General features: G+C 30.5%; 1 protein-coding gene. It reads right to left on the bottom strand.

Annotation, left to right across the window (positions count from 1 at the left end):
• Positions 1-323: 323 nt before the first annotated feature.
• On the bottom strand, positions 324-2,088 hold a 1,765-nt coding region (locus FVF61_RS04415), incomplete at its 5' end, for a T9SS type A sorting domain-containing protein (RefSeq protein WP_158635177.1).

Here is a 2,088-nt window from a genome sequence, read left to right as displayed (position 1 = left end):
ATAGAAGTGAAAGCGTAATTTTTTTCATTTTAATGGTAAATAGGTTAGGGTGTTTTTTAATTAAATTACTATATAACAGCAACTTATTTTTTTACTTTATTTTTGAATAAACAACCGAAGTCTCTCGATTTGAGAATATCAAAAGCCCAAATTATAAAAAATCTATTTTAACAATCACTTAACTTTTACTTAATAGATTAACGGTTATTTTATCCGACGAATTGAAAAATTAACAAAATAGTTATACTATTCAATAAAAATTAATAAATAAAAAAAGACTGTCTATTCAGACAGCCTTTTTAAAATTATTTGATTAGATAAAATTAAAACTTCACAAGTCTGATAATTTTTGTATTGTTAGCTTGACTAATTTTAACAATATAGACACCACCATCTAATCTAGACCCAAAGCTATATGCTTGTTCTGGTCTAAATTTATTTGTATGGACTAGTTTATTGTTCATATCAAACACTTCAATTGTAGCATTATTCATTAAATCTTCAGTAATCAATCTTAAATTAAATACTGTATCTGAAGGATTTGGCCAAGAAGTAACATCAAAATTATTAATTCTACCACCATCAGGCTCTGTTCCTTGACATGGGTTACATATTACATCTGCATTCCAAAAAACATTATTAAGACCATGAACTTTATTAGCTATAAATAGACCTGTCATATATGTTGGTTCTGGATTATTACTATTAACATTAGACCCTTTTGCAAGTATTTGACCACTATTTGAATACATAGTAGCATGTACATTAGATCCTTTTTCAACATGAATATCGTTATTTACATAAAATGTAACAGAATTACCATATGAATTTATAGTTCCATATTTTGCTAACATAAACAAGCTATTTACATAAACATTTGTACAGCCTGCAAATTCAATATTTGCATCTTCACTTGTTTTTATTCTATTAACGTATACGTTAGGTTGAGAGAAAATAACTGTTGCTCCTTCTCTAACCCAAATTTGATCATATACATCACCATCTAAAGTTTGAGTATCGCCATTTGAAATTGTTACAGATGGACTAGCACTATTTGAAAGTGTATTGTAAATGAAATTAGGTAATATTGGATTTGCAACATCGTTAATTTGATTGTTAATAGTACTTCCTTGATTTAGAGTAAATGTTGTTGCTTGTCCAAATTCAGAAATATGGCTATTTTGATGTAATTTTATTTCACCATTTAAACTACCTACACCTACACCTCCAGATTGAACTACATTATTTCCATGTAAATAAACTTCATTTGATGCAAAAATAGCGTATTCAGATATTGGTGTACCCTCTTCTATACTAGAAACTGTATACTCTATATAAGAACTACAATTAGTTTCTGAAGTTACAGTTAATCCATAAGTTCCATTTTCAAATACTACAATACTCTCAGTAGTTTCACCAGTAGACCATAAATAAGTTACGGTACCCGGACTTTCAGCAGTTAAAGTAACGCCTTGACAGAAAACAGATAATGGTGTTTCAGTAATCTCTACTGTAGGAATTTCACCATCAATAGTAATTATTGCTTCACATGTTGAAGTATTTCCTCCAAAATCGGTTACAGTTAAAGTAATTGTAACATCACCTATATCATCACAAGTAAAACTATTAGTAGATACAGTGATGGATTCTATTCCACAATTATCTGTACTATCCATTCCTAAAGCATTAATATCTTCTTCTGTTAACACATACATACCATTACTATCTAACATAACAGTCATATTATTACACATTGCCACTGGATTTTCTAAATCTTCAACAGATATTGTTTGAGAAGTAGTTGCAGGACATGGACCAGACGTTGTGTATTCAATAGTATAAGTTGAACCAAGAGATCCTCCAGTTACCGTTCCAGTTTCTGAATCTATAGTTGCACCATCTCCAGGTTCTGGGTTGAATGCAAATGTTCCTCCTGTGTCTCCAGTAATTTCGGCTGTTGCGCCATCACATGTTGGAGTCATTGTAAAGGATGCATCTTCTGCTGGTAAAACTGTTACATCTTGTATACTACTTGAAGCACATTCACTATCGCTTGTTGTATATTCTACAGTATAGGTCATTCCTGAT

Origin of the sequence: Xanthomarina maritima, from assembly GCF_008084905.1 — a bacterium.
GTDB classification, from domain to species: Bacteria; Bacteroidota; Bacteroidia; order Flavobacteriales; family Flavobacteriaceae; genus Xanthomarina; species Xanthomarina maritima.
Note: the sequence above shows the minus strand (reverse complement) of the source record. Positions and strands in the feature narration are given on the sequence as shown.